Source organism: Mesorhizobium sp. LSHC412B00 (assembly GCF_000503035.1).
Taxonomy (GTDB): domain Bacteria; phylum Pseudomonadota; class Alphaproteobacteria; order Rhizobiales; family Rhizobiaceae; genus Mesorhizobium.
Genome location: NZ_AYWB01000003.1, coordinates 333,082 through 354,595, shown reverse-complemented (window position 1 = coordinate 354,595; position 21,514 = coordinate 333,082). Strand labels below are relative to the sequence as shown.

The 21,514-nt window shown below is 62.3% G+C and carries 20 protein-coding genes; 11 read left to right on the top strand and 9 right to left on the bottom strand.

The features are described 5' to 3' along the window. The first annotated feature begins 35 nt into the window (after window positions 1–35). From X757_RS156480 to rpmG, 3 genes are all read left to right on the top strand, one after another. Window positions 36–1,211, top strand: a complete 1,176-nt coding sequence (locus X757_RS156480) for an MFS transporter (protein ID WP_023681570.1) — start codon at window positions 36–38, stop codon at window positions 1,209–1,211. Between the two features lie 116 nt (window positions 1,212–1,327). Further along, a complete protein-coding gene (locus X757_RS156485) occupies window positions 1,328–1,783 on the top strand; it encodes a hypothetical protein (RefSeq protein ID WP_023681571.1) in 456 nt (151 codons plus the stop codon). 324 nt (window positions 1,784–2,107) lie between these two features. Then, window positions 2,108–2,275: a 50S ribosomal protein L33 gene (rpmG, locus tag X757_RS156490; RefSeq protein WP_006201775.1), complete on the top strand. Its 168-nt coding sequence runs from the start codon at window positions 2,108–2,110 to the stop codon at window positions 2,273–2,275. A gap of 409 nt (window positions 2,276–2,684) precedes the next feature. Here the strand turns inward: rpmG and X757_RS156495 are convergent, their stop codons facing one another. Beyond that, window positions 2,685–4,058 carry a PleD family two-component system response regulator gene (locus tag X757_RS156495; protein ID WP_023725725.1) on the bottom strand — a complete coding sequence of 458 codons (1,374 nt, stop codon included), beginning with the start codon at window positions 4,056–4,058 and terminating at the stop codon, window positions 2,685–2,687. A 33-nt stretch (window positions 4,059–4,091) separates the two neighbouring features. Then, complete coding sequence (locus X757_RS156500; protein ID WP_023667574.1) at window positions 4,092–4,463, bottom strand: response regulator; 372 nt, start codon at window positions 4,461–4,463, stop codon at window positions 4,092–4,094. A 239-nt stretch (window positions 4,464–4,702) separates the two neighbouring features. On the opposite strand from X757_RS156500, the gene X757_RS156505 reads away from it, so the two are divergent. Beyond that, window positions 4,703–5,002 carry a DUF3572 domain-containing protein gene (locus X757_RS156505; protein WP_023688310.1) on the top strand — a complete coding sequence of 100 codons (300 nt, stop codon included), beginning with the start codon at window positions 4,703–4,705 and terminating at the stop codon, window positions 5,000–5,002. Then, window positions 4,999–5,652 (top strand): hypothetical protein, encoded by a 654-nt coding sequence (locus X757_RS156510; protein WP_023681574.1) that lies wholly within the window; start codon window positions 4,999–5,001, stop codon window positions 5,650–5,652. Before X757_RS156505 ends, X757_RS156510 begins: the two co-directional genes overlap by 4 nt. A 24-nt stretch (window positions 5,653–5,676) precedes the next feature. Here X757_RS156510 and X757_RS156515 read toward each other — a convergent pair whose 3' ends face one another. Together X757_RS156515 and X757_RS156520 are read right to left on the bottom strand one after the other, a co-directional pair. Further along, on the bottom strand, window positions 5,677–7,164 hold the full coding sequence (locus X757_RS156515; RefSeq protein ID WP_023725724.1) for a hypothetical protein: 1,488 nt from the start codon (window positions 7,162–7,164) through the stop codon (window positions 5,677–5,679). Window positions 7,165–7,264: 100 nt separating this feature from the next. Next, window positions 7,265–7,840, bottom strand: coding sequence for a GNAT family N-acetyltransferase (locus X757_RS156520; RefSeq protein WP_023725723.1), 576 nt, complete (start codon window positions 7,838–7,840; stop codon window positions 7,265–7,267). 67 nt (window positions 7,841–7,907) lie between these two features. Between X757_RS156520 and X757_RS156525 the strand changes: the two genes are divergently transcribed. After that, a complete protein-coding gene (locus tag X757_RS156525) occupies window positions 7,908–9,236 on the top strand; it encodes a DNA polymerase IV (protein WP_023725722.1) in 1,329 nt (442 codons plus the stop codon). 6 nt (window positions 9,237–9,242) lie between these two features. On the opposite strand, the gene X757_RS156530 is transcribed toward X757_RS156525, so the two are convergent. Next, a complete protein-coding gene (locus X757_RS156530) occupies window positions 9,243–9,749 on the bottom strand; it encodes a hypothetical protein (protein WP_023688308.1) in 507 nt (168 codons plus the stop codon). A 181-nt stretch (window positions 9,750–9,930) separates the two neighbouring features. Between X757_RS156530 and X757_RS156535 the strand changes: the two genes are divergently transcribed. Then, entirely contained in the window at window positions 9,931–10,812 is an 882-nt protein-coding gene (locus X757_RS156535; RefSeq protein ID WP_023725721.1) for a DMT family transporter, read from the top strand. A 7-nt stretch (window positions 10,813–10,819) separates the two neighbouring features. Here the strand turns inward: X757_RS156535 and X757_RS156540 are convergent, their stop codons facing one another. From X757_RS156540 to X757_RS156555, 4 genes are all read right to left on the bottom strand, one after another. Continuing rightward, the gene (locus tag X757_RS156540) at window positions 10,820–11,623 is read right to left on the bottom strand and encodes a potassium channel family protein (RefSeq protein ID WP_023725720.1); all 804 of its coding nucleotides are present in this window, start codon (window positions 11,621–11,623) and stop codon (window positions 10,820–10,822) included. A 153-nt stretch (window positions 11,624–11,776) separates the two neighbouring features. Further along, window positions 11,777–12,175, bottom strand: a complete 399-nt coding sequence (locus X757_RS156545; protein WP_023710634.1) for a nuclear transport factor 2 family protein — start codon at window positions 12,173–12,175, stop codon at window positions 11,777–11,779. A gap of 169 nt (window positions 12,176–12,344) precedes the next feature. Then, window positions 12,345–15,872 carry a DNA polymerase III subunit alpha gene (gene dnaE, locus X757_RS156550; RefSeq protein ID WP_023725719.1) on the bottom strand — a complete coding sequence of 1,176 codons (3,528 nt, stop codon included), beginning with the start codon at window positions 15,870–15,872 and terminating at the stop codon, window positions 12,345–12,347. Between the two features lie 260 nt (window positions 15,873–16,132). Next, entirely contained in the window at window positions 16,133–18,145 is a 2,013-nt protein-coding gene (locus X757_RS156555) for an acetyl/propionyl/methylcrotonyl-CoA carboxylase subunit alpha (protein ID WP_023725718.1), read from the bottom strand. Window positions 18,146–18,382: 237 nt separating this feature from the next. Here X757_RS156555 and X757_RS156560 point away from each other — a divergent pair, with 237 nt between their 5' ends. From X757_RS156560 to X757_RS156575, 4 genes are all read left to right on the top strand, one after another. Further along, window positions 18,383–19,510, top strand: a complete 1,128-nt coding sequence (locus X757_RS156560) for an S-(hydroxymethyl)glutathione dehydrogenase/class III alcohol dehydrogenase (protein WP_023725717.1) — start codon at window positions 18,383–18,385, stop codon at window positions 19,508–19,510. Between the two features lie 122 nt (window positions 19,511–19,632). Further along, on the top strand, window positions 19,633–20,202 hold the full coding sequence (gene gfa, locus X757_RS156565; protein WP_023725716.1) for an S-(hydroxymethyl)glutathione synthase: 570 nt from the start codon (window positions 19,633–19,635) through the stop codon (window positions 20,200–20,202). 63 nt (window positions 20,203–20,265) lie between these two features. After that, window positions 20,266–20,739: a YaiI/YqxD family protein gene (locus tag X757_RS156570; RefSeq protein WP_023695438.1), complete on the top strand. Its 474-nt coding sequence runs from the start codon at window positions 20,266–20,268 to the stop codon at window positions 20,737–20,739. A gap of 21 nt (window positions 20,740–20,760) precedes the next feature. Further along, complete coding sequence (locus X757_RS156575) at window positions 20,761–21,453, top strand: DUF1345 domain-containing protein (RefSeq protein ID WP_023704537.1); 693 nt, start codon at window positions 20,761–20,763, stop codon at window positions 21,451–21,453. The last annotated feature ends 61 nt before the right edge of the window (window positions 21,454–21,514 follow it).

The window sequence follows — 21,514 nt, the reverse complement described above, 5'->3', positions numbered from 1 at the left end:
CGCAATATCAAACAGACAGAGTATTCAGGCATCCCATGACGGTCGATACCCAGCAAGAGGGCGACGAGCGCGTACATTGGCTACCGATGATCGCCGCGATCTCGTCGATCAGCGTCGTCGGCATCGCCATAGGCCTCGGCATGCCGCTGCTCAGCGTTATTCTCGAGAGCCGCGGCCACTCGGCATCGATGATCGGCCTCAACACCGCGGTCGCCGGCCTCGCCTCGATCGCCGGCGCCCCGCTGGCCACGCCGCTGGCGATGCGCTTCGGCGTCGCCTGGACGATGATCGCCATGATCGCCGCCGGCGCGCTCGCCTTTGTCGGCTTCCACTTCGCGCCGGACTTCTGGATGTGGTTCCCACTACGCGTCGTGCTGCACATCGCGCTGACGGTGCTGTTCATCCTGTCGGAATTCTGGATCAGCACCTCGGCGCCGCCGCGCCGGCGCGGCCTGGTGCTCGGCATCTACGCCACAGTGCTGTCGCTCGGCTTCGCCGCCGGGCCATGGATCTTCGCCCATATCGGCAGCACCGGCTTCTTGCCGTTTGGCGTCATCATCGTCCTGGTCGCGCTGGCCGCAATCCCGGTGCTGGCCGCACGGAATGAAAGTCCCACAATCGTGGTTGACGGCGAAACCAGCAACTTCCTGCGCTACATCTGGCTGGTGCCGACAGCGACCGCCGCCGTGCTGGTGTTCGGCGCCGTCGAGACCGGCGGCTTTGCGCTGTTCCCCGTCTATGGCAACCGCATCGGCTATTCCGAGGCGGATGCAGCCCTCCTGCTCACCATGATCGGCCTCGGCAACGTGCTGTTGCAGATCCCTATCGGCATGATCAGCGACCGCGTCTCAGACCGCCGCTATCTGCTTTTGGCCTGTGCCACGGTCGGACTTGCCGGCACCATCTTCATGCCGTTCTTCGCCGGCAATTGGCACCTGATGGCGGCGCTTCTGTTTGTCTGGGGCGGCGTGGTGGCCGCCATGTACACGATCGGCCTTGCCCATCTGGGCTCGCAGCTCTCCGGCCATGAACTGGCCTCGGCCAATGCCGCCTTCGTGCTCTGCTACGGCGTCGGCATGGTGCTTGGCCCGCAGGCGATCGGCATCGGCATGGATGCCTTCGGGCCCTCCGGCTTCGGCTGGTCGCTCGGCCTGTTCTTTGCCGCCTATATCGCCTTGGTCAGCGCCAGGCTGGTCCGCAAGATCTGGTAGCCTGTCCGTCGCCAGCCTGCGCAATCCTGACGGGATGTCGCCGCTGCTGACAGAACCGTGTCAGGAGACCTCAGCTAAAAGGGTGTCCCAAAAAACCCGAGTTTGAGGATACGGCGATGATCGACAGCGGCTTTGAAACCACATCTCTGCGCATGACGCTTCTGCTGCTTGTCAGCTTCCAGGCCCCGGCAGCCGATGTCGACCGCATCATGGACGCCGTGGTCGCGATCGCGCCGCTGGCGATGGGAAAATACGATCGCAACGCCTATCAAACGGCGCACGGCATCGAACGCTACCGGCCGCTGGAAGGTGCAGCCGCCGGCGTCGAAACCGAACTGCGCCGCCGCCCCGGCACCGTCGAGGTCTCGTTCGAGTTGCCCGACGACCAGGCGCTCGCCGCCCGCGTCGTCGAGGCGATTTTCCAGGCGCATTCCTACCAGGAGCCGGTGATCCGCATCCAGCCAATCCTCGCCAGCCGCTCCAAGGGCCTGGACGACCGCGCCAATCCGAATCGCCGGTGGAACACCACCGGGGACTGGAAGAAAGCGCTTCCAGTTAAGGAAGAAGCCTAGAAATCCGGCCCCGCAGAGGGCGAGCAACAGCGACCTTACCTTCTCTCCTTGTGGGGTGAGAAGCGGCCTCGTAGCGGACGAAAAGCCAATTGCTTGGCTTTTCAAGATTCGAACGCCCTGAGCCTCAGCCTCCATCGGGCCGATGATAAAGCCGGACAACTCATGTGCTACCTAATCCGGACAACTCATGTGCTTACGACACAGGCAAGGCGTCGGGCTTGACTTTCCGGGCACGTTCTTTATGTGTCGCGCCAAGTTTCCCGCGTCCGGGTGTTTTCCCCCGCTCCAGCGGCCAAAACCCCACGAACATAACGGACTGATACAATGGCCAAAGCCGCAAACATCAAGATCAAGCTTCTGTCGACCGCCGACACCGGTTTCTTCTACGTGACCAGCAAGAACAGCCGTACCAAGACCGACAAGCTGTCGTTCCGCAAATACGACCCGGTCGCCAAGAAGCATGTCGAGTTCAAGGAAACCAAGATCAAGTAATCTGGTTTTTATACGCTCTGTCAAAAGCGCCGCCCCTTGGGGCGGCGTTTTTGATTCAAGGCCCCGAAAAGCCAGAACCCTCCGCTGTTTGGCGCGAAGTGCTCATCTCATTTTTTGGCAAAAAAGGGGGCCGGTCGGCGTATGGCAGCGGTACGAGGAGGCCACTATGTGCCAGCGCCGGCCGGCCGACCCCACGGACCCAGGAGATGCGGCGGACCTGAGCATCATGGGGTATTCGGCGAAGCGATGCGGCTGTCTACCCTCGTGCCCGCATCGCCCTTGTTCTTGCACCGCACATTTGCGCAACAATGTTTGAAAATCAATAGTTTCTTAACCAAGCCTGCCGAATCGCTTGGATTAAGGTAAATTCCTAACCCTGTCCGATTGACTGCATAATCGGTGGTCTAGCCTACGCTGCCTTGGCGACGACCCGGTTGCGGCCGCCACTTTTGGCTTCGTAGAGCGCCACGTCGGCACGTTTCATCAACGCCGCGACCGTGTCCGCGCCCTTCAGAACCGATGACACGCCGACGCTGACCGTGACTTCGATCGCCTTGCCTTCAGGGCCGATGGCAAAGGGCAGCTGGGCGATTTCAGCGCGAATGCGCTCGGCAACCTTCTCCGCCACCGCGCCGTCCGTGTCCGGCATCACAACGACGAATTCCTCGCCGCCGAAGCGGCAGGCAAGGTCGATGCCCCTGACGTTCTTGCGCAGCCGCCTTGCGAACTCGCGCAGCACATCGTCGCCGCCATCATGGCCATGCGAGTCATTGACGGTCTTGAAGCGGTCCAGATCGGTGATCATCACCGACAGAGGCCGCCGCCGCGCCACGGCGCGGTCGAACAGCGTCTGCAAATGGCTGTCGAGGTAGCGGCGGTTGTGCAGCCCGGTCAATGCGTCGGTCACCGCCATCTCGATGGTCTGGGTGACACTGGCGCGCAGCTGGTCGTTGTAGCGCTTGCGGCGCACCTGCGTGCGCAGCCGCGCCGTCAGCTCCTGCTGGTCGATCGGCCGCATCAGATAGTCGTTGATGCCGAGCTCGAGCCCGCGAATGATGCGCCCCTCCTCGCCTCCATCGGCAATCAGGATGATCGGCAGGAAGCGGGTGCGGTCGAGCGAACGAAATTGCGAACACAACCGCAGCGGATCGAAATCGGCAAAACCGGTCGAGATCAGCACGCACTCATAGGGCGCCTCGGCGGCTTGGAAGAAGCCGGCATGCGGATCGGTCGCAATGTCGAGCTCGGCGCTGCCGCGCAGCATTTTCTGGATGCGCTCAACCGACGATTTGCGCTCGTCGATCAATAGCACCTTCGGCGTGGCGTCCTCCGACGCGAAGCTGCGGCTCAACAGCGCCTCGATGCCGATGTTGCGGGTGGTCGATGCGCGCAGCCGCAGCTCGTCGGTCAGCGACTTCAGCCTGACCAGGCTCTTCACCCGCGTCATCAGCTGCAGATCGTTGACCGGCTTGGTGAGAAAGTCGTCGGCGCCTGCCTCGAGGCCGCGCACCCGGTCGGCAACGTGGCCCAGCGCGGTCACCATGACCACCGGTATATGCGCGGTCGCCGGATCGCTTTTCAGCCGCTTGCAGACCTCGAACCCGTCCATGCCGGGCATCATCACGTCGAGCAGCACGACATCGACCTTGCCGTTTTCGCAGGTCTCGATCGCGTCCGGCCCGTTGGAGGCCGTCAGCACCTCGAAATATTCGGCCAGCAGCCGAACCTCGAGAAGTTTGACATTGGCAGGGATGTCGTCGACGACGAGGATCCGCGCGGTCATGTCACAAGGCTCCGGCTGGAATGGGTGAAGGCATCAGGCATCACCGAGATAAGATTTGATGGTCTCGATGAAACGCGGCACCGAGATCGGCTTGGAGATGTAGGCCTCGCAACCGCCCTGGCGAATGCGTTCCTCGTCGCCCTTCATGGCGAAGGCGGTGACGGCGATGACCGGAATGGAATGGAGGTCGTCGTCCTCCTTCAGCCATTTCGTCACTTCCAGCCCCGACACTTCGGGCAGCTGGATGTCCATCAGGATCAGGTCGGGCCTGTGCTGGCGCGCCAGATCGAGCGCCTCGAGCCCGTTGCGCGTGCGAACCGTCTCGTAACCGCTGGCTTCGATGAGGTCGCGAAAGAGCTTCATATTGAGCTCGTTGTCCTCGACGATCATGACCTTCTTAGGCATCGATTTCCCGTCCCGGCCAAGCTTCTGCCCGAAGCCCTGCCGCCATGCGCCCTTGTCGAAGCACACCAACCCCTCGCCCACTCTTAAGGCAATATGATTGACGAAACGGAAACCCGAAGCGGCAAAAGCCATTCGGATTCCACCTCGAAAACCACATTGGACCGGGGCTGTGGCTTGCCGCAGGCGACGCTTGCGATTACTGCGGAAAAGAGACTCATTTCCGCAACGAGAAAGTAGTGATGGCAAACGCAGCGTCAATGCGCGAGGAAGCGGAAACAATTGCCGTGAAGGCACTGGGCTTCGTCGCCGCCGACCCCGAACTCCTGCCGCGCTTCCTGGCCATCACCGGCATCGAGGCGTCCGCCATCCGCCGCGCCGCGGCCGAACCGGGATTCCTTGCCGGCGTGCTGCAGTTCATCCTCGCCCACGAGCCGACCTTGCTGCGCTTTGCCGAGGAAACCGACACTCCGCCGGCCTCAGTCGGCAAGGCGTTGCGCGCGCTGCCTCTTGGCGGCGACGACCATGAGCATTCGATATGAGCGACGATCCCGAGACGGCACGCCAGATCGCCGAACTTGCAGCCGACGACCGGCCTCTGCTGATCCTCGATGTCGACGATGTCGTGCTCGAATTCATCCGGCCGTTTCCGCATTTCCTGAAATCGCGCGGCTTCGGCCTGACCCTGGCCTCCTTCCGTCTCACCGGCAACATTGCCGAAACGGCGAGCGGCCGGCTGATCGAACAGCCGGAGGTGACGGCACTTCTCGGAGATTTCTTCGATACGCAGGCCGACTGGCAGAGCGTTACCGACGGTGCCGAACAAGCGCTTGCCAGCCTCAGCGACCGCGTCGAGATCGTCCTTTTGACCGCCATGCCGCACCGGCATCGCGCCGCCCGCCGCGCCCATCTCGATGCGCTCGGTCTGCCCTATCCGCTATTGACCACCGAAATGGCCAAGGGACCCGCGGTGGCCAAATTGCGTGGTAGCAGAGGCCGGCCGGTAGCCTTTGTCGACGACCAGCCCGCCAACCTCATCTCGGCACGCAACTCGGTTGCCGACGCCCATCTCTTCCACCTGATGGCCGACAATTCGCTGCGCGCCTTCCTGCCGCCGGTGCCGGACGACATCATCTCCGTCGAGGACTGGCACGAGGCCGCGCCGAAGATCGCGAGCGCGCTGGGGCTCTGAGTTAGTCGCCTCTGAGTCCAGCGCTCAGGGCTTCGTTGCTGTCCCAGGGCTCGCATCCTGATCGGTGTTGTCTTCCACGACCGGATCAGGCCCCTTCAGCATGGCGCCGTTGACCGTCACCGACCCATCATGCCTGGCGTTGATCACCCATTCGATACGGCCGTCCGGCAGCGTCTTGGCGAATCCCTTAATCGCAAGCGCCCCTGTGAAAGCCTGCGAGGCCTCCGGGTCAGATTTAGCCGCCGCCTGCAAGGTTTCAACGATCTTGTCGTAGCCGGTTACGTCGACGGTCACGCTCGCATCCGGCTTCTTGCCGGGGAACGTCATTTCGCCCTCCATGGCGACCTCGATGTCGCCGTTCTTCACCGTGCTGTGCCCGAGAACGAATTTTGGTATCTTGGCCAGGAAATTGGCGGAAATCTCGTCGCCGAAATCTGGCGGCAGCGGTGGATCCTTGCTGAAATCGAGGGTGTCGATGGTTTTCCTGGCCATACTGTCGAGATCGAGTTTGGCGCCGCCGAAATTCAGGTCGAGATCCGTCGGCAGCAACGCAACGGTCCAACTGGGCAGCATCTGCTGCGGTATTGTCAGGCCGGAAACCTTGAATGCGTAGCTGATCTTGCCGTCCTTGGTGATGCCGTCCATGCCGACAACGGTGTTCAGCTGCGCCGCGCCGAAATTGCCGGCATATGTTTCAATGGCAAGGTTTTTGAATGCGTAGGTCCCATCGATCCGTTCCCATAGCGGCAGCGCACCGAGCAGAAGCGTTTTGAACTCTGCTTGATCGGCCTTCAGCCGGGCCTCGTCCTCATGGGCGACGGCGAACGCCAAAAGATCCAGAAGCGGCTTGGTCTGAATGGCCTTAGCGGTCACGTTCACAGCGAGCTCCGGTGCCCGGAGCGCTGCGATTGACCGGTCATCGATTTTGACCGTTTCGACGAAGTCCGCCATCGCCTGTGTGAAATTAAGATCGACGCCGCCGTTGGCCGACTTCCTGGCGTCAAATTTGGAAGAGCCCAGCCCCACGCTCAAATCGGTCAATTGACTGACTTGGCGCGACGTCATCGTCATGCCCGCAATCGAACTGGTGCCGCTGGTAAATGCCGCCAGTTCCGGGTCATAGACGCCCGTGAACTTGCCATCCTTGACAACGATTTGCCCGGTGTTCAGGCCATTTGGGCCATTTACCTCGATGGACCCAGTCGTAGAGAAATCCGAGGCGACATCCCAGCCTCCGTCGCTGCGCGGTTTGACCCGCAGCGTGACGGGCGGGAAATCGAACCGCTTCAGATCCTGCTTCGGCATCTTGGCCACAAGCGCCATCACATCGAAGGTGATCTTGTAGGCACCCTCCTCGGCTGAGATCTTCAAAATGCCTTCATTGAGCGCCTGTTTGCCGACATAGCGAGAGAGCTCATCGGAAAGTTGCTTGGCACCTTGGGCATCGACAGCCTGGCCAAAGGCAGGAGCGCTGAGGGCGAGAAGGAAAGCAAGCGGCAAGACACGGTTCACAAAATTCTCCATTTGACCAAAAAGGAACGCTTCGTTCGTCTGCTATGAAACCAACCTACAGCTTCCACAGGACATCAACAAACGCCGACGGGTAATTAGACTACAACACCAGCCGCATCAGCGGCCGTCCGGCCTTGCGTTCGACAAGCCGCTCGAAGCCGGCCTTTTCAAACACACGCGACGAGCCGACGAACAGCCCGATCGAACGCGAATCGCGCGACACGTCGATCGGACACGCCTCGACCAGCCGCGCCTTGTTCTGGCGGGCAAAAGCGATGCCGCCCTCGACCAGGCGGTGGCTGACGCCCCGGCCGCGCGCGCTGGCGCGGATGAAGAAGCAGGAGATGGCCCAGACGCCGGGATCTACGGCGTCGGTTGGATCGACCGGCGCCGAGCCCCTGCCCCGATTGTTCCATTCGGGCACGTCGGCGCGCGGGCCGATCTGCATCCAGCCGACCGCTATGCCGTCCTCGAAAGCCAAAAGCCCCGGCGGCGGCCCTGCGTCGATGCGCGCCTTGATATGATCCTTGTTGCGCTGTTTGTCGCTGGCCCGCCGGACCGCCGGCGCCATCCGGAAATGCGTGCACCAGCACCCGTAACAGGCGCCCTGCTTGCCGAAAAGATCCTCGAAATCCGCCCATAGGTCAGGCGCCAGCGGCGCTATGGTGGTGCTCATGAGTTCTCTCCCGGCTAACCGCTTGTGGCGGCTTCCGTCCTGACGTACCATTGCATCTGTTCTCTTTATGTTCGCAGCGATGGCGGCCCCTGTCAACAATCCCGAGCACGGTTTTTGCCGCGACTGCCTGACCCTTCAGCGCAGCGATACCAGGCGCTGTGAGCATTGCGGCAGCCCTCGACTCACCCGCCATCCCGAGCTCTACCAGCTGCATCTGGCGCATATCGATTGCGACGCCTTCTATGCGGCGATCGAAAAGCGCGACAATCCGGCGCTGAAGGACAAGCCGCTGATCATCGGCGGCGGCAAGCGCGGCGTCGTCTCCACCGCCTGCTACATCGCCCGCATCAAGGGGGTACGCTCGGCAATGCCGATGTTCAAGGCGCTCGAAGCCTGTCCGGAAGCGGTCGTCATCCCGCCCAATATGGAGAAATACGTCCGCGTCGGCCGCGATGTCCGCGCCTTGATGCAGGCGCTCACGCCGCTGGTCGAACCGCTCTCCATCGATGAGGCGTTTCTCGACCTTGCCGGCACCGAGCGCCTGCACGGCATGCCGCCGGCGGTGGTGCTGGCGCGCTTTGCGCAGACCGTCGAAAAGGAAATCGGCATCACCGTTTCGGCCGGCCTTTCCTACTGCAAGTTCCTGGCCAAGGTTGCCTCCGATTTCCGCAAGCCGCGCGGCTTTTCGGTGATCGGCGAAGCCGAGGCGCTGGGTTTCCTGGCCGAACAGCCAGTGACGCTGATCTGGGGCGTAGGCAAGGCTTTTGCCGCAACGCTCGAACGCGACGGCATCCGCAGCATCGCCCAGTTGCAGCGCATGGAGCGCGCCGATCTTATGCGCCGCTATGGCGTGATGGGCACCCGGCTCTACCATCTCTCGCGCGGCCAGGACGACCGCCGTGTCGATCCCGACCAGGATGCGAAAAGTGTGTCGGCCGAAACCACTTTCGACACCGACATAGCTGAAATGGGCGAACTGGTTCCAGTGCTGAGGGGATTGTCGGAAAAGGTCTCGGCGCGGCTGAAGAAGTCAGGCATTGCCGGGCGCACCGTGGTGCTGAAGCTGAAGACGCAGGATTTCAAGCTGCGTACCCGCAACCGCCAGCTCGGCGACCCGACCCGGCTGGCCGACCGCATTTTCCAGACCGGGCTCGAGCTGTTGCGCAAGGAGGCGGACGGGACAAAGTACCGGCTGCTTGGCATCGGTGTCAGCGATCTCTCGGATGACGAGAAGGCCGATCCGCCCGATCTCGTCGACGTCGGCTCGCGCAAGCGCGCCATGGCCGAAAGCGCCATCGATACGCTGCGCGACAAGTTCGGCAAGAAGGCGGTGGAAACCGGCTACACCTTCGGTAAAGGCCGCAACCCCAACCCGCCGGAGCCGATCGAGGAGTGAGACGGCTTAGATACGCTTGAGATCGATGCGGCTCGTCACCACGTTCTTGCCGGTTTTCGGATCGACGTCGGTAACGGTCAACCGCATTCCGTCGCCGCTGGTTTTCTCCACCGTCAACCGCGCCTTGCGATCGCCATTGACCTCCGCCGCCCAGCGAATGCCGAGACTGATCGCGTTCCCGGAACGGCTGCCGGCGAGCTGTGCCGGCCCGGTGCGCGACCCGACATAGACGCCAGTATACTTCGCCCCGCGGGCCTTCAGATTGGCGCTGATGGCGCGCGTCACCACGACAAGACCACGGCAATTGCCGTCAAGCGACAATGAACTCGAGGTCGCGTCGGAATTGAAGGTGCAGGACACATTCACCGTCGGTGCGTCGGTGGTGACCTTGACTGTCCCCTTGCCGGAGAAATTCCCTTGCAAGGAGCTGAGAAAATTCGCCTCGTCGGCATCGGCCGTGGCGCTTGCAGTTAGCAGGCAGCCGGCTAGCAGAAACCGCGCGAATGATTTCATCGGAATCTCTCCCCCGTTGATGTTGAAGAACGATGCGTCCAGCAATTGGCCAATACCGGAACCAACGCCTGCCGTTGCGTCAGGTTCCACTTCCGGCATGGCTGTTTTTGCAACGGTCTGGCCCAGTCGAATGCGTCGCCTATCGGTTGCGATAGAAGTCCCGGCTTGCGACATAGCGCCTATGGCACCTTCCCCATCGATCCCGAAAGCCGCGTTCTGGATGGCGCTGTCGATCGCCTCGTTTCTGGCGATGTCAGTCGCTGGCCGCGCAACCACCGCCGAGCTCAACGTCTTCCAGGTGCTGGAACTGCGCTCGGTGATCGGCTTCTTCATTCTGTTGCCGCTGGTGACGATGAGCGGCGGATTCGCCGCAATGCGCACGCAGCGCCCGTTGGCCCATATCGCTCGCAATGTCATCCACTATACGGGCCAGGCGGCATGGCTCTATGCGCTGACGCTGATCCCGCTTGCGGTGCTCATATCGATCGAATTCACCACGCCGATCTGGACCGCGATCCTGGCGGTGGCGTTTCTTGGCGAAAGGCTCTCCCGCCCGAAAATTGCGGCGGTCGTGCTTGGCCTGATCGGCGTGGTGGTCATCGTTCGCCCCGGCGTCGGCTCCATGGATCCGGGTCACCTCGTCGTTCTCGGCGCGGCCGTGTGCTTTGGCGTATCGGTGGTGTTGGTCAAGTCGCTGACCCGCACGGACAGTGTCGTGCGCATCATCTTCTGGATGCTGATCATCCAGTCGGTGGTCGGCCTGATCCCGGCGCTTTATGAATGGCGCAACCCACCGCTCGAACTCTGGCCATGGATCCTGCTGATTGCCTTCACCGGCATGTCGTCGCATTTCTGCATGGCGCGTGCCCTCACCTATGCCGACGCTACGGTGATTTCACCGATGGATTTCCTGCGCGTGCCACTGTCGGCGCTGATCGGCTGGCTGCTCTACAGCGAACAGATCGACATCTTTACAGCCGGCGGCGCCCTGCTGATCCTGATGGGCAACCTGCTCAACCTGCAGCGCAAGGCGCCAAAGCCGGCCGAGGTCGCGGCCTCGTAGCGGTCGGTCAATTCCCCTCATCCGGTATGTTGAGAAGATGCCCGCAGGCCTTGCAGTGCACGGCGTCCGGCTCATGCCGTTGCAGTCCGCACTGCGGACAGGGAAAGAACACCTTGGCGGGTCGAAAAATCGCCGTCGCCAGTCTGACGAACAGCGAGATGCCGATGATCATGGTGGCGATCGCGGTCAGCTTGCCGGCGATCCCCGGCAGCACGATGTCGCCGAAACCGGTCGTCGTCACCGTGGCAACGGTGAAATACAGCGCATCAATGTAGTTTTCGAGGCCGGCGCCGGTGCGGAAGAAGAAGGTGTAGACGAAGCCGGTGATGACGAACAGGAACGTCAACAGGTTGATGACCGCGTGGCTCGCCTCGCGCCAGGGCCTCAAGCCACGCATTTCGAAATGCCGCCACAGCGACCCGCTGCGCGACAGCGACCATAGCCGCAGGATGCGCAGGAACGCCAGATTTGCCAGCGCCGTCGGCATCAGCAGCGTCAAAAGGATGAAGACATCGACCCAGGATGTCGGCTGTTTCATCAGCCGCAACATGTCGTTGGAGGCTAACAGTCGGGCAATCAGGTCGGCGGCGACCAGCGCCGCGACGGTATAGTCGAGCCACAGGAATGACGGCTTGTCCTGGAGCACCGGCGTGGCAACGAAGAAGGCGATGATGGCGAGGTCGATGATGACCGCCACCAGTTGAAACCGGAACGCCGCCGGCGTGCGTCCGTGATAGAGCTTGCGCAGCCTGTCACGCAGCCGCGCCATCGCTGAGCTTTGCTGCAATCCGTCCTTCTCGGCTGCTTTCATCACCAAGTGCGTAACGGTCCCAGCCGGGGTCGTCTAGAGCATGATCCCAAAAAGTGGGTGCCGGTTTGCGGAAAAGATCATGCTCCAACAAAGGGTTAGATCATGATGAGATTTCAACCAAATCTCATCATGATCTAGTGGCCCCGGTGATCGTCAGCCCTCCACCACCTTGCCGTCCGGCCCCACGAGGCGCCAGGCCGAGGCGGTGTCGTAGACGAACCGCTCCTCCGCAATCCGGTCACCACGCCAGCGCTGCAGGGCCACCTCTTCCAGCCGGCGCACGGTGCCGGCCTTGTCGATACGGTCGAAGGTCCAGCGGATGGCGACATTGTCGCCATCGACCAGGAATGTCTGGACAGGATGGGTGTGCATCTTCTCGATCCGGTCGAGTGCTGCCTGCTCATGCGCCATCAGTGTTTCCTTGCCGCGCCGCGGGACGCCGAGATTTTCCTGCATGGTGGCATCGTCATGGTAGAAGTCGGCGATCGCCTTGACGTGGCTGCCTTCGACCACCTCCTTGAGGAAGGCTTCGACGCGTTCGCGGCTGGGCATGATTGTGCGTTCCTGTGAAGTTTCTGCTCAACGCATGTGGTTCAAAGGAAGGTCAGTTCAACCACGCCCCGCACGCTGGCCCTATCGGCTGCAATGTCAGGCCCAGAGCATTCTTAGGCCGTCATGCACTGGCCGACGTCGATGCGACTGCCGTGTATATCAGGGCAGCCTAGACGAGCTCGACTTCGACCACCCCCGGCACCGCGCGCATGGCCGACGCGATCTGCGGCGAGATGCGGTAGCGATTGGGCAATTCGATCTCGATCTCACCTTGCCCGGCCTCCTTGATCAGCACGAAGCTGACCTGGCCCTCGCCCTTCACCGCAAGCTGGCCGGCCAGCATGCCGATCGGAGCCGCATCGCGCACGAAGATGCGCAGCGCCTTCTGGATGCGGCTGGCCTCATCCTCCAGCGACTGCACCGTCTGGATGCGCAGATTGACCCCTTCGGGCCTATCCTCGGCCGAAACGGTGATCACCACCGAACGTCCAGGCTCGAGCAGATCGCGATACTGCGCCAACCCTTCCGAAAACAGCACGGCTTCATACTGGCCAGAAGTGTCGGAAAAGGCGATGACGCCCATCTTGTTGCCGGTGCGGGTCTTGCGTTCCTGCTTGGTGGTGACCGTGCCGGCCAGCCGGCCGGCGGCGGCGCCACGCTTGACCGCGGCCGAGAACTCTCCCCAGTTCTGCACCCGCATCTTCTGCAGGGCCGCCTTGTACTCGTCGAGCGGATGCGCCGAGAGATAGAAGCCGACGACCTGGAATTCGCGGTGCAGCCGGTCGGCGGCAAGCCACGGATCGGTCTGCGGCAGATTGAGCGCCTGCTGCTGCGCGCCGAGCGACGCGCCGAAAATGTCGTGCTGGCCCGAAATGGCATTCTGCTGCGCCAGCGAAGCCAGCCCCATCATCCGTTCGACGCCGGCCATCATCTGGGCGCGGTCGTGGCCGAAGCAGTCGAGCGCGCCGGCCATGATCAGGCTTTCGAAGACGCGCTTGCCGACGATCTTGGGATCGACCCTTTCACAGAAATCGGCGAGATTCTTGAACGGCTTTTCGCCGCGCATGGCGACGATGTGCTCGACCGCAGCGTCGCCGACGCCCTTGAGGGCCGCCAGCGAATAGTAAATGCGGTTCTCGCCGACCTCGAAATTGCGGAAGCCGGTCATCACCGACGGCGCCACCACCTCGATGCCGAGACGCAGCGCATCCTGGCGGAAATCGGCGAGTTTGTCGGTATTGCCCATGTCGAGCGTCATCGACGCCGCCAGGAACTCGACGGGGTAATGCGCCTTGAGATAGGCGGTCTGGTAGGACACGACGGCGTAGGCGGCCGCGTGCGATTTGTTGAAGCCGTAGTCGGCGAACTTGGCCAGAAGGTCGAAGATGAAGTCGGCCTGCGGCTTGCCGACGCCGCGTTCGACCGCGCCGGTGACGAAGCGCTCGCGCTGCTTGTCCATTTCGGCGCGGATCTTCTTGCCCATCGCGCGGCGCAGCAGATCGGCTTCGCCGAGCGAATAGCCCGACAGTTCCTGCGCGATCTGCATCACCTGTTCCTGGTAGACGATGACGCCTTGCGTCTCCTTCACCAGATGGTCGATCTTGGGATGGATCGATGCCATCTCCTCCTCGCCATGCTTTCTGGCGTTGTAGGTCGGGATGTTCTCCATCGGGCCGGGACGGTAGAGCGCCACCAGCGCGATGATGTCCTCGATACAGTCGGGCCGCATGCCGATCAGCGCCTTGCGCATGCCGGCACTTTCCACCTGGAACACACCGACCACTTCGCCGCGCGACAGCATGGCGTAGGTTTCAGGATCGTCGAGCGGGATCGTCGCCAGGTCGATCTCGATGCCGCGCCGGCGGATCAGCTTCACCGCCGTCTCCAGCACCGTCAGCGTCTTCAGGCCGAGGAAGTCGAATTTTACCAGCCCGGCCTGCTCGACATATTTCATGTTAAACTGGGTGACCGGCATGTCGGAGCGCGGATCGCGGTACATCGGCACCAGTTCCGACAAGGGCCGGTCGCCGATGACGATGCCGGCGGCGTGCGTCGAAGCGTGGCGGTAGAGCCCTTCCAGCTTTTGCGCCATATCGAGCAGCGTCTGCACGATCGGCTCCTTCTCGGCCTCCTCGGCAAAGCGCGGCTCATTGGCGATGGCATCCGCCAGCTTGACCGGATTGGCGGGGTTCTGCGGCACCATTTTGGAGAGCTTGTCGACTTGGCCGTAAGGCATTTGCAGCACGCGGCCGACGTCGCGCAGCACCGCGCGCGCCTGCAGCGTACCGAAGGTGATGATCTGCCCAACCTGGTCGCGGCCATATTTCTGCTGGACGTAGCGGATGACCTCTTCGCGCCGGTCCTGGCAGAAGTCGATGTCGAAGTCGGGCATCGACACGCGGTCGGGGTTGAGGAAGCGCTCGAACAGCAGCGAGAAGCGCAGCGGATCGATGTCGGTGATGGTCGTGGAATAAGCGACCAGCGATCCGGCGCCCGAACCACGGCCCGGCCCGACCGGAATGCCTTGCGCCTTGGCCCATTTGATGAAGTCGGCGACGATCAGGAAATAGCCGGGAAACTTCATCTTCTCGATGATGGAGAGTTCGAAATCGAGCCGCTCGCGGTATTGTTCGACCGTGTAGCCGGCGGTGGGTCCATGCGCCGCCAGCCGGGCGTCGAGACCTTCATGGGCCTGCCGGCGCAGTTCATCGGCCTCGGCCTTCAGCGCCACCTCATTGTCGGCGACATCGCCGCCGGTAAAGCGTGGCAGGATCGGATTGCGGGTCTTGGGATAGTAGGAACAGCGCAGCGCGATCTCGACGGTGTTGTCTATCGCTTCCGGCAGGTCGGCGAACAGCCGCGCCATATCCGCCTGGCTGCGCAGGAAATTGTCCGGTGTCAGCCTGCGGCGGTTGTCGGCGGCAACGACGGACCCTTCGGCAATGGCGATCAGCGCGTCATGCGCGTCATAGTCGTCGCGGGCGGCGAAGAACGCCTCATTGGTGGCGACCAGCGGCAGATCATGGATATAGGCAAGGTCGACCGATGATTTCTCGATAGCGCGGTCATAACCGGAAACACGGTCCAGCTCGACATAGAGCCGGTCGCCGAACAGCGCCTTGAGTGCCAGAAGCCGCGTCTCGGCAAGATCTCGGCGATCCTCCTTCAGCGCCCGGCCGATCGGGCCGCGCGGCCCGCCGCTGAGGCAGATCAGGCCATCGCTATGGCCTTCCAGCATTGCTGACGTCAGATGCACGGGCTCGCCCGGCGGCGTCTCCAGATAGACCTGGCTGACCAGCCTGACGAGGTTGCTGTAGCCGGCCTCGGTGGCGGCGAGCAGCACCACGGCGTGCATCTCCGGACCATGGCGGCGGCGGTCGCGCTGCGCGTCGCTGGTCTCGCCGGAAAAGGCGAGATCGATCTGGCAGCCGATGATCGGCTGGATGCCGTCCTTCACTGCCTTCTGGGCAAATTCCAGCGCGCCGAACAGATTGTTGGTGTCGGTGACGGCGATTGCCGGGCACTCGTCCTTGACAGCATGACCGACAACGGCGGCGACCTGCAAGGCTCCCTCGAGCAGCGAATACGCCGAATGCACCCGCAGATGGATGAACGGCCGCGCCGGCGCCTCCGGGCGCGCAGCAGCGAGCGCTGCTTCGCGCCTCAGGGGATCGCGTGGAAGTTTGTCATCCGCCATGATGTTTCAAATTGCTCGAAGGGCTTTGAGTCGATGGAGATGTATTGTCCCGGACCGGGCGATGCCAGTCCAGCACAAATGACCACCGACCACAGGCTTCCGTACCCAGCCGCACGGCTCAGAGATTGTTCGAAATTCGCTCTGGCGAGTCATATGATGGTGGTTTCGAGAACCGGAGCGCAGCGGCTATTGGTCCGTGAGCACGGGAAGCGCAGAAACCACCTTCAGATGGCCGCCGGAGTAGAATTTCCAAACAATCTCTAGGCGAACTCCATGATCACCGCATCGACAGCCAGGCTGTCACCCGGCTTGGCGTTGAGCTTCGACACGACAAGATCGCGGTCGGCGCGCAGCACGTTTTCCATCTTCATCGCCTCGACCACGGCCAGCGTCTCGCCGGCCTTGACCTCCTGCCCCTCGGCAACCGCGATCGACACGACCAGGCCCGGCATCGGGCAAAGCAGCATCTTGGACGTGTCCGGCGCCACCTTCTCCGGCATCAGCCTTTCCAGTTCAGCCGTGCGCGGCAGCATGGCGCGCGCCGTCACCGATATGCCTTTCCAGGCAATGCGCAGGCCGTTCGGCGCCGGCCTGATCTGCGCCGTGACCTTGCGGGCACCGACAGTGCCGCGCCAGATGAGGTCGCCCGGCCGCCAGTCGGACGCCACCGTCAGCGCCTTGCCGCCATCGACCGACAGATCGATTTCCATCGGAATGGAGATCATGCCTTCCAGGATCGAAGCCTGGAGATAGTCCTCACCGAGCTTCACCACCCAGTCGCGCTTGAGCGTGCCTGAATGCGGCGCCAGACGGCCGCCCAGCCGGTCGAGCCTGTCGCGGCGCAGAAGCTCGACCGCCGTGGCGATCGCGGCCAGCACTGCCTTTTCGTCATCGTCCGGAACGATCGGTGCGAAACCGTCAGGATATTCCTCGGCGATGAAGCCCGTCGATATCCGCCCCTCGCGCCAGCGCGGATGCTGCATCAGCGCCGCCAGGAACGGAATGTTGTGCTCGATGCCGTCGACGACGAAACTGTCCAGAGCTTCCGACATGGCGTCGATTGCCGCCAGCCGCGTCGGCGCCCAGGTGCAGAGCTTTGCCACCATCGGGTCATAGAACATCGAAATCTCGGAGCCTTCGGTGACGCCGGTGTCGTTGCGGATGACGATGTCGCCGAACGTGCCCTCCTCCGGCGGCCGGTAGCGCGTCAGCCGGCCGATCGACGGCAGGAAATTGCGGTAGGGATCCTCGGCATAGAGCCGGCTTTCCACCGCCCAGCCCTTCAGCTTGACGTCACTTTGCTTGATGCCGAGCTTTTCGCCGGCGGCAATGCGGATCATCTGCTCGACCAGATCGATGCCGGTGATGAGCTCCGTCACCGGATGCTCGACCTGCAATCGTGTATTCATTTCAAGGAAATAGAAGTTCTTTTCAGCATCGACGATGAACTCGACGGTGCCGGCACTCTGATAGTCGACCGCCTTGGCCAACGCCACGGCCTGTTCGCCCATCGCCTTGCGCGTCTTGGCATCGAGGAATGGCGACGGCGCCTCTTCCGCGACCTTCTGGTTGCGGCGCTGGATCGAGCATTCGCGCTCGCCGAGATAAAGCGCGGTGCCATGCGCGTCGGCCAGCACCTGGATTTCGATATGGCGCGGATCGACGACGAACTTTTCGATGAAGACGCGGTCGTCGCCGAACGAGCTTTTGGCCTCCGAACGCGCCCGGTCAAAACCGTCGCGCACTTCCGATTGGCTCCAGGCGATGCGCATGCCCTTGCCGCCGCCGCCGGCCGAGGCCTTGATCATCACGGGATAACCGATCTCGCCGGCGATCTTTTCGGCATGGTCGGCATTTTCGATGACACCAAGCCAGCCGGGAACCGTCGACACCTCAGCGGCCTTGGCGAACTTCTTCGATTCGATCTTGTCGCCCATCGCCTTGATAGCCTTGGGTTTCGGACCGATGAAGACAATGCCCTCAGCCTCAAGCGCTTCGCAGAAGGCGGCCCGCTCCGACAGAAAACCGTAGCCGGGATGCACGGCCTGCGCGCCCGTCTCCTTGCAGGCAGCGATGATCTTTTCAGGCAGAAGATAGCTTTGCGCGGCAGGCGATGGCCCGATATGCACGGCTTCGTCGGCCATTTCGACGTGCACGGCGTCGCGATCGGCGTCGGAATAGACCGCTACGGTGGCAATCCCCATCCTGCGCGCCGTCTTGATGACGCGGCAAGCAATCTCGCCGCGATTGGCGATCAGGATTTTCGTGAACATCGAAGGCGTTTCCTCGGTCTTTCGTCCTTCTTATGGGCTTCGGCAGCCGGGCTCAAGCACCGCCGGCAGCGCACCCATCAAGACACTCCCTGCCCGCCAGGCCCGTGCCGAGGGGCGAAGGTTGGGCTCGCCGACGACTGGGCCAAGATTTGCGCCATATTTGGTCGCCAAATCGTGTTGAAACAGTATAAAAACCCTGAAAGCCTGAAGACCAATCGCCTTGGGAGGAATTGCCTGATGAAAACCCGCGCCGCTGTCGCTGTCGCCGCCGGAAAGCCGTTGGAAATCATGGAGGTCGACCTCGACGGACCGCGCGAAGGCGAGGTGCTGGTCGAGATCAAGGCGACCGGCATCTGCCACACCGACGAGTTCACCCTGTCGGGCGCCGATCCCGAAGGTCTGTTTCCGGCAATCCTCGGCCATGAAGGCGCTGGCGTTGTCGTCGATGTCGGCAAGGGCGTCACCTCGGTCAAGAAGGGCGACCACGTCATCCCGCTCTACACGCCGGAATGCCGGCAGTGCCCGTCCTGCCTGTCGCGCAAGACCAATTTGTGCACCGCCATCCGCGCCACGCAGGGCCAGGGCATGATGCCGGACGGCTCGTCGCGCTTCTCGATCGGCAAGGACAAGATCTTCCACTATATGGGCTGTTCGACCTTCTCCAATTTCACCGTTTTGCCCGAGATCGCCGTCGCCAAGGTCAACCCGGACGCGCCCTTCGACAAGATCTGCTACATTGGTTGCGGCGTCACCACCGGCATCGGCGCGGTCATCAACACCGCGAAGGTCGAGCAAGGCGCGACTGCTGTCGTCTTTGGTCTCGGTGGCATCGGCCTCAACGTCATCCAGGGCCTGAAACTCGCCGGCGCCGACATGATCATCGGTGTCGACCTCAACAACGACAAGAAGGCATGGGGCGAGCGCTTCGGCATGACGCATTTCGTCAATCCGAAGGAGATCGACGGCGACATCGTTCCTCACCTCGTCAACCTGACCAAGCGCGGCGCCGACCAGATCGGCGGCGCCGACTACACATTCGACTGCACCGGCAACACCAAGGTGATGCGCCAGGCGCTGGAAGCCTCGCATCGCGGCTGGGGCAAGTCGGTTATCATCGGCGTGGCCGGCGCCGGCCAGGAGATTTCGACCCGGCCGTTCCAGCTGGTCACCGGCCGCACCTGGATGGGCACCGCCTTCGGCGGCGCGCGCGGCCGCACCGACGTGCCGAAAGTCGTCGACTGGTACATGGACGGCAAGATCCAGATCGACCCGATGATCACCCATTTGCTGAAGCTTGAGGACATCAACAAGGGTTTTGATCTCATGCATGAGGGCAAGTCGATCAGGAGCGTCGTCGTTTACTAAGTGCGATCAGCAAAAGTGGCGCCCGGTTTTGCGTCCGATCGCACACCAAACGGAGGAAGAACAAGCCGCCGACCGAAGGGCCAGCGACTGAAGTTGCACAGGTTCAACAAGGGAGGAAGACAATGCCTGAGAAACTGCATCCCAAAATCGACAATGGCTTGCCAAAGGAGAGCGCAAGCTTTGCCGGCGGCACGCTGGTCTGCGCCTGCACCAGCAAGCCGGTGAAGGTGACGGTCAAGGGCCAGATCGCCCACAACCATGCCTGCGGCTGCACCAAATGCTGGAAACCGGACGGCGCGGTGTTCTCGGTCGTGGCGGTCGCCGGCACTGGCGACGTCACAGTCACCGAAAACGGCGACAAGCTGAAAGTGGTCGACCCCTCGGCACTTATCCAGCGTCACGCCTGCACCGGCTGCGGCGTCCATATGCACGGACCGGTCGAGCGCGACCATCCGTTCAAGGGTCTGTCCTTCATCCATCCCGAGCGCTTCCAGGAAGACGGCTGGTCACCGCCGGGCTTTACCGCTTTCGTTTCGTCGATCATCGAATCCGGTGTCGACCCCAAGCGCATGGACGGCATCCGCGGCCAGTTGAAGTCGATGGGCCTCGAGCCCTATGACTGTCTCAACCCCGGCCTGATGGATTACATAGCCACCTGGACGGCGAAGAAGTCGGGCGCGCTGCCGGCCTGACAGTACGAGATTTCTGGCATGGGGCCGGGTAACATGCCGGCCCCATGTCCGTTTGGAGAGATAATGCCCGCACCCGCCATCTACGTCGACGCCGACGCCTGCCCGGTGAAAGCCGAGGTCGAGAAGGTCGCCGAGCGCCATGGCGTAGTCGTCACCTACGTCTCCAATGGCGGCCTTCGTCCGTCGCGCGATCCGATGATCCGTAATGTCGTCGTCTCCAAAAGTGCCGATGCCGCTGACGATTGGATCGTCGAGAACGCAAAACCCAACGACATCGTGATCACCGCCGACATCCCGCTTGCCGCTCGCACCGTGGCGCTCGGCGCGCATGTGCTTGGGCCAACCGGCCGGCCGTTCACGCCGGAGACCATCGGCATGGCGGTGGCAATGCGCGATTTGAAGCAGCATCTGCGCGAAACCGGCGAGAGCAAGGGCTACAATGCCAGCTTTGCGCCACAGGATCGCTCGCGTTTCCTGGGTGAGCTCGACCGTATCTTGCGGCGGGCTCTGAAATCCGTCACACCCGACCAGACGTGAAGCATCATCCGAGGTCGGGCTATGGCCGACACATCGCCGAATAACCCCTTGCAGCGGCACAAGCAGTTCTTTGTGTCGCTAGCCGTCGGTCTGGTCGTATTTGCCGCGGTATTGCCTTTGATTGGATCGCTCCCCGTCTCCACGCGGCTTGCCTATTCGATTTCGATTGCCGCCGATGCGTTCTTCGTCGTCTTCATCGCGCTCGTCATCGCCAAGATGCCGCTGCTGTCCGGCCGCTATCTCAGCAAGAACGCGCGCGAACTGGACCTCCCAGTGCTGGGCATCTTTGCCATCACGCTCGGCATCGTCGCCATGGCCATCGTCCTGCTGTTCCTTTTGATCAATCACAAGGATCGCGATCCCATCGAACTCGGCTTCGCCATGCTGTCGATCCCGCTTGGCTGGTTCACCATCCATGCCATGGCCGCCCTCCACTATGCGCATGTCTACTGGATGGACGGCGACGCGATCGATGCCGAAACCAAGAAGAAGATACCGGTCGGCGGCCTCGATTTTCCCGGCAGCAAACGGCCGGATGGTTGGGACTTTCTCTATTTCGCGACGGTGATCGGCATGACCGCGCAGACCGCCGACACGGCGATCACGACCTCGCATATGCGCCGCGTGGTGCTTGTCCATTCGATCCTGTCGTTCTTCTTCAACACCGTCATCGTCGCCGCCGTCGTCAATCTCGCGGTGAGCCTCGGCAATTGAGTATCCGTGCCCGCGATAAACCCGTGCCCGTAATAAAAACGTGACCGCATGAAACATCGCT